At 47.1% G+C, this 6867-nt stretch carries 3 protein-coding genes; all 3 read left to right on the forward strand.

Features of this window, described 5'->3' with window-relative positions; genetic code table 11:
- Positions 1-1910 precede the first annotated feature (1910 nt).
- The 3 genes from ATY29_RS31730 (at position 1911) to ATY29_RS36575 (ending at position 6301) form a co-directional block, all read left to right on the forward strand.
- Positions 1911-3389, forward strand: a complete 1479-nt coding sequence (locus tag ATY29_RS31730) for an alpha,alpha-trehalose-phosphate synthase (UDP-forming) (protein ID WP_011427379.1) — start codon at positions 1911-1913, stop codon at positions 3387-3389.
- A gap of 496 nt (positions 3390-3885) precedes the next feature.
- Positions 3886-4941, forward strand: a complete 1056-nt coding sequence (locus tag ATY29_RS31735; protein ID WP_011427380.1) for an NAD/NADP octopine/nopaline dehydrogenase family protein — start codon at positions 3886-3888, stop codon at positions 4939-4941.
- A 1054-nt stretch (positions 4942-5995) separates the two neighbouring features.
- Positions 5996-6301, forward strand: coding sequence for a hypothetical protein (locus tag ATY29_RS36575; protein ID WP_011427381.1), 306 nt, complete (start codon positions 5996-5998; stop codon positions 6299-6301).
- Positions 6302-6867 lie beyond the last annotated feature (566 nt).

The raw sequence follows: 6867 nt of genomic DNA on the forward strand, positions 1-6867 counted from the left end.
CATTTGATTTAGCACCAATAGGGAATCACAACTGCCTGTTATCGCTCAACTTCTTTTAAATCGGGCTCTCAGGCATTGGCAGGATATATCCTGATGTAAAACATCGTGTGAGTCTGGAAGGTCCACTTCCGGCTCATGTTTTACATCGGAGATGTCGCTTTCAGTCTATGTAACAAGGTTTTAAGTTCTTGCTAGACAGTGATGCGCCCTCCACCTCGCCACCGGCCGCTTCCATCGTGAGATACGGCGGCCGTACCCTTTCCAACTGTCCTTCGGTGGTGAATCCAGTAACAGAAAGCGACAGCACAATGGCAACAACCTGGTAACTAAGTGGGCTTGCCGCCTATTCCGTTTGTAAACATTGGAAAATTTCATTATCAATAAAGAAAGATATCAACGTGCCTGGCTTATATTAAACATTGAAAATAAAGACATCGCGCTAAACTTGCGAAATAACGTTAAATATGACAACTTCTACGAATAGCAATAAGAAGTCACACAGTGGCACAGGATCGACCATTCGTGGTCGGTGAGTTCGTAGCGGCGACGCGTCATAGAGGCTCCCTCATTCGGAAGCCTTGAATCACGACACGCGAAAAACGCCAAGCAATTTATGAGTTCGCTGCCTGGAATTGTCTGGTTTGCAATACGGAATTATTAGATGATAAAGTTTGAGTTCGAATATCAAAAGTGCTCAGTGCATAAAAAATTGCGACGCAATTCATACAAATATAAATTCTTTTCATTAGCCTGACCTGGCTTATTCATAAAACGAAACACGTAGACGGACCTCGCCACAAGGCCGAGACATAAACACGATAGCAAACGCTTACAAATCAAGGAAAAAATAACAACAGTCAAAAACTGACTGAACGAACACAACAATAGACCCAGGCCAACGTACGGCAACTTCGATCATGCGTTTACCGCCGGCCTACGGCTGGCCCATATCCGACCACGTCGATCGAGCCCGTCAGAGGTGCGTTCCGATCAACAGCGATGTACCATGATGGCCCGGGGGGCGGGTTGGCCGGAGACTTGTCCGACAGAGACGGGCTTCCACTCAACCGTCTAGTGCTCACACATTCCTCAACCTCCGCTTTGCTCATATAGATGTATCCGAGGTCAATCGCGGGTATACCCTTTGCAATTGAGTAGTTCGTCTTGGCGTTATAGAGCGCAGAAGTCAGAAAACGAGCAGACGCATTTGTGAGTTGTAAGGGGGTCCACGACGACGACGACATCGTGAGGAGGCAGATGCTGCAAGTCTACGTTGTGTGATGGAAGGACAAGGAGTTGTGATGGCTAGAATGACGAGGAGGGATATAAATAGGGGACGGATTAAGTCCTTCCAGCCGTTGCAAAGTGGGTTTTTAGCCGGGCGAACAGAATAATGGCCTTTGCATGCGCGAAGCGCTAAAGAATAAAAAACTAGGGCCCTTCGCGAGACCCAAACATGGCTTACCGTTGGAGAACGACAGAAAGCGACAGCGTTAGGTTATTCTTATTGGCCACGCTTTGAGATGGCGACGCTTGATGGCTTTTCGCAAAAGACAAGAGGTCATTGATATCGCCCCGCGAAGAGCCGCCGCGAAAGCTCAAGGGATTGACCCTGAACACTTATGATGCGTGGATGTGGAGGCCCAATAAGGAAGAGCGCCCCGTGGCGCAAACAGCCCGGTTAGAATGCCCCGCAGTCGCAATCAAACTAGAGCCACCAAATCGATTGAAGAGGCACAATGCGTCACGCGCAAGGCTTGGCTTGGCTTGGCAAGGTTTGGCTTGGCAAGGCTTGGCTGGATATATAGCTTTGTAGCCTTTCTTTGTTTGTATGTATAAATAAGATTACGTATAATGCGAAATTGTGGCGAGCATTTTAATAGTAGGATTTCAATAAATACATTTGAATTATGAAGTGTGTGAGGCCGCAAAACACACTTGGTTCATCTACGGTAAATTGTTCAGAATGCTGTGCGCTGACGGAGCATGAGTTTCTAGGATGCCCGGTCGACCCAATCGACACGCAGGGTCGTCTGATCGTAGTTTCCAACAGAATTCGCCGTGATGCGTCTCCTGGTAACAATTCAGGCGGGTTGGCCGTCGCCGTGAATGCTGCTTTGAAGTTGAGGGGAGGCATCTGGATGGGCTGGTCCGGAAATACTGACGCCGAGGCTACATCAACGAAAATGACTCGAGAGGGAAATGTAACGTACGTCGAAGTTGACCTCACCACCGCCGACGTCCGGGACTACTACAACGGCTTTTCCAATCAGACCCTTTGGCCTCTTTTTCACTCGTTTAAGGATCGTGCGGTTCTTAGCGAAGATTACGAGGTGGCCTACCGGCGGGTGAACGCCACCTTTGCGGAAATACTTTTTCCTTTGTGGCGTCCGGATGATGCAGTATGGGTGCATGATTACCACCTGATTCCACTGGCTGAAGAACTAAGGAAGCTAGGTTCCATAGGGCGTGTCGGTTTTTTTTTACATGTCCCGTGGCCGAAGTTCGAAGTGCTTCATGACGTGCCTGTACACAAGCTTTTGCTTAAAGCAATGTCCAGCTATGATGTGATAGGCTTTCAAACACGCAATGATTTGACAAATTTTTATGAGGCTGTGAATTGCTGCAATGAGGGTGGAAAACTAGAGAATGACGTTGTTCTCTTGTTCGGGCGGAGGATCAAACTGGGTGCGTACGCTGTTTCCATTGAAACCCTGAATTTCGCGAAGTCCGCTGCGGCTGCGGCGAAGCAGCCGTCGATGCGTCAAATGGTGGAAAGCTTGCAGGGGCAGACGCTGATTATATCAGTTGATCGCCTTGACTACACGAAGGGCATCCTGGAGCGTGTGAGGGCTTACGAAACGTTCCTTAAAGGTAACCCCTCGTATCTCAGGAAAGTGACTTATCTCCAGATCGCTCCCATATCCCGCTCCGACGTTCTGGAATATCAACAATTGCAAGCGGCGGTCGCGGAAGCGGTCGGCAAGGCAAATGGCGCAATCGGGACGGCGGACTGGACGCCTCTTCGCTATATCAATTCTGGTTCGTCTAGAGATGAGCTTGGCGCTCTTTTTAGGTTGGCGAGGGTTGGATTCGTAACGCCGATCAGGGATGGCATGAACCTCGTGGCGAAGGAATATATTGCAGCGCAAGACGCGGCCAACCCTGGCGTTTTAATTATTTCTGGGTTTGCTGGCGCCGCGCAAGAGCTTTCTGCGGGTATTATTGTAGATCCCCGAAATATTCAAAGTATGGCTCAGGCAATTGCAGACGCCTTAGAAATGCCGCTTACTGAGCGTAAAGATCGTTGGAGGAATATGATGACCTGGCTGTTGGAACACGATATCAACTACTGGACCAATACGTATCTTGATGACTTATTTAGCTAAAGCACTACTGTCATGGGACGAATATTATTTATTTATACGTTCATATGTATAACTCGTTGTGCTCAAAAGGCGAGACCCATGTAAAGATCAATACAGTATACATCGTCTGCCTGAGTCAAATTATTGGTATGAATTAGTTTCGCTAACTAGCTTCGTAATTTTCTTTATCTCTAGTGTATGGCTTATTTAATCTGAAATAATGTATATATATTATTTGTTGTATAAATGGCGCATTTTGTTTCCAAAAGGCGATCTAAAAGACCCATGACTGCCTCCAAAAGACAGTCTTGAATCTGATTTGCTCACTTTTGGGAATCCCAAGAGTCCACGGCTTCTAGATCGTATGGTTGTGCGCCATTGTGATTGATGGGCCACTCCAAGACTTTAGCGCATAATGCGTAAGTGCTTACGTCAAAAATCCCTTTCATCGATTATAAATACGGAGTTTGGCAAGGGGAAATTCACATCTCAATCCTACAATCAAATTTCTCTAAATATGAAAGTCCTTATTATCGGCGCCGGTAATCTTGGAAACGCGTTCGCCGCGGACTTATCCAGCCGAAATCATCGGGTTTCAATTTGGACTCACCCCAGTCATCCCGGCAACAGCATCAAGATTGCCAATGAAGGGCTAGAAGCAAAGGGGGCTGTTGTTGGGCATTTCTACCCCACCATTCTCCCAGACCTTGGCCATGCCGTATCCGAGGCAGAAGCAATCATTGTTACCATTCCCGCTAAGGCCGGCGTTAAGGAAGAGCTGAAGGTCAGGCTGGCTGAACATGACCTCGCAAGCAAGATCCTTATATGGGTTCCCGGACTTTTGGCGAGCCTGGTTGGGGTTAAGCTAAGCACTGCTGCCACGTTTGAGGCGTCCAACTCACCTTATGGCTGCCGTATCGATGAAGGTAAGGCTTTCATTAAGGCCTTTAAAAAGGTGATTGAGATTGCCGCTTTCGATGCTGACAGTGAGACGGAGTATCGAAGTCAAGTCGAAGCTCTCTTTCCAAGTAGGCTTGAATGGCGTGCAAACATACTGGATGTCGCCATGCACAACACCAATTTCATCACTCATCCGGTGACCGTGATAGAGAACGCCCAGCGCATCCTGGCTGGTGAGAGCTTTCGCTTTTATAGGGACGGTATGACCCCCTCCGTCTGTGAGAAGATGGAGAAACTTGATGAACTCCGCATGTCCGTTATTGCGAAGTTCAATTTTGCAGGGATTAGCCACATCGGTCTGGTCAATCGTTGGTATGGAAGGAACGAGCCAAACTACCTCGCGTTTGCGCGCAATTCTCCCTCTCACAATGCCACGCTTGGAGTTCCCTCCGACATGCAGCACCGATACCTTACTGAAGACTGCCGGATGCTCCCCTTTTACAGAGGCCTTGCAGAAAAGTTCGGTATCAACGCCGAGATCGCGGACTGGGTTTTGGCTCAAGCACGGGCTTTAGCCGGAGAGGACTTCGAAGAAACCGGACTGACCCTAGCTAAACTGGATATGGAGGGTCTCTCTGGGGATGAAATCGTCGCGAAATGGGGTGCAAATTAATCCAGAAGTACCGAAACACAATCTACGTTTGTGTTTTCGCGGAAGTTATAAGTGTTGTTATGCTCTACATTATGCGGTTATAGCCGCTCCCCGTAGTGTGATGATGGCGTTCAACCGAGCCCTAAGGCTCTAATGCATTATAAATGAAAGAACGCTAAATCGGATTGTACGTGGTTGTGATGTATCTGCTCGCTCTTATGTATAAATAAAGCGGCCTTTGTTATCGTTTTAATGTAAATCAACAAGATTGTGCGACTATCTTAAGTGTGAGTTACCATTCCGTGCTCCCCGTGAACTGCACCCTGATGCCGAAATTTTCGACTACGCGAAATCCGTTACCCTTAGAAAGCCAAATATTACGTAGATTTTGATAAAATAATTTCGGCAACGCTATTTCAATTTGAGCGGTTAAAGGTTGCGTGTTTGCAGCTGCCGACGGAGGGATACTGTAATAAAAAATCAAACACAGCTATTTAAATCAAGTGGAATTACAAAAACGTGTTCAACCAAAGTACCATAATCCATATATTTTATTCTTTGATAAGCCGCGTAGACTACCATCCCGCGAATACACGCTTTTGATTTGAGAAGGGTTAGTCCGTCAATACAGTCGGCTTCGACGAAAATATGCTAGGGATTACTTTGCTCCTGCAAACCGGACCTCACTGGGCATTTGAGCCCTGCCCTGACGTCATTCTCACGAAAATGGCTCGTCACCCGGTCTATAAATTCTTATCACTGACCAACATATTTGCCAAAAAGGCCGAAATTTCTTGCAATGTCTAGCCAATTTCCCGAAGCACCGTATCCTATAATTCGCGAGATGTTGGGGCAGCAGATGGCTTTTTTTGTCTGCTTGAACTCCGAAAAGGTAGGCCTGTACTTTAAATTTTCTGCCGTTTGCAATAGTGATTGAATATTTTGTACAGATCAAGTTCGCGGTCGATTGGGAACCTTTGGAGGAAAAACTGGCAAGCGAGAATAAAGATGCGCTCGTGGCAATGCAGAAGATCAAATCCATTAATATCGTCGAGTTGGCCGACAAGGGGTGGGGGTGGCTGACAACTTCAAGGAAAACGTAAAGGATGCCTATTCTATTGCTGAGCGGATTGCTCTGGGATATGAACCAGCGAGGGATAAGCCATTGCTTGATGCAGTCGGCAAACGAATCATGATATCGAAAGCTGTGCCCAATTACCCCCATATTGAAAATCTCGATCAACTGAAGACGTTCTTTATCTGGTTTAAACAAATCAAGAGTTTTGACAACGAGCCCGGTTGCGCCAGCGGGATCGCAAATTGTTTTACTTTTAATCATTATCTTGACGCGACAACTACAGCACAATCACTAACTCAATGATGACCGGTCTTACAGGTGTCCCGTGAACAAAACTGCGCTGTCATTTTCAAGTGACGACAATAAGATAAGGCAAAAAGTCTTGCGCCACGTGATTGTGCCCCACAAGCGTTTGGACGCGATAGGCGGGTTTCGTCCTGTGTGAGGTAAGCGCTGACGACAGAGCAGATAACCACTCCCCAATTGGTGCCTTTATTCACTGATTTTTGTGCAATTAATTATAGGGGCAATTTTCAAGCCAGTATTCCGAAAGTCTTTGAGTCACGTGATGCTCAATAAAACGATGGATTTATGCGCACGGCGCTGTCAGTAAGTCTCGTAAGCCATGACGATAGCACAGTGGAAGGCGCATATTTCAAAACTGGCGGCTTATCTTCGCTGGCAATAAGTGGACGTTCCATTTGCCGTCGCACCAAAGGGCCGCGTAACCCTGCCCTGTTTAACGAATGCGTGTTTGATCCTGATATGTCTAATTGGTTATAAAAGACGATCTTGGCGGGTGATCTGAACCCTTCAAACTGGACCAGTTTTGGTTAGAGTTTTCCGGTGCATTTTCCTGGCTGGGAAAG

It is taken from the genome of Rhizobium hidalgonense, assembly GCF_002914525.1.
Lineage (GTDB): Bacteria > Pseudomonadota > Alphaproteobacteria > Rhizobiales > Rhizobiaceae > Rhizobium > Rhizobium hidalgonense.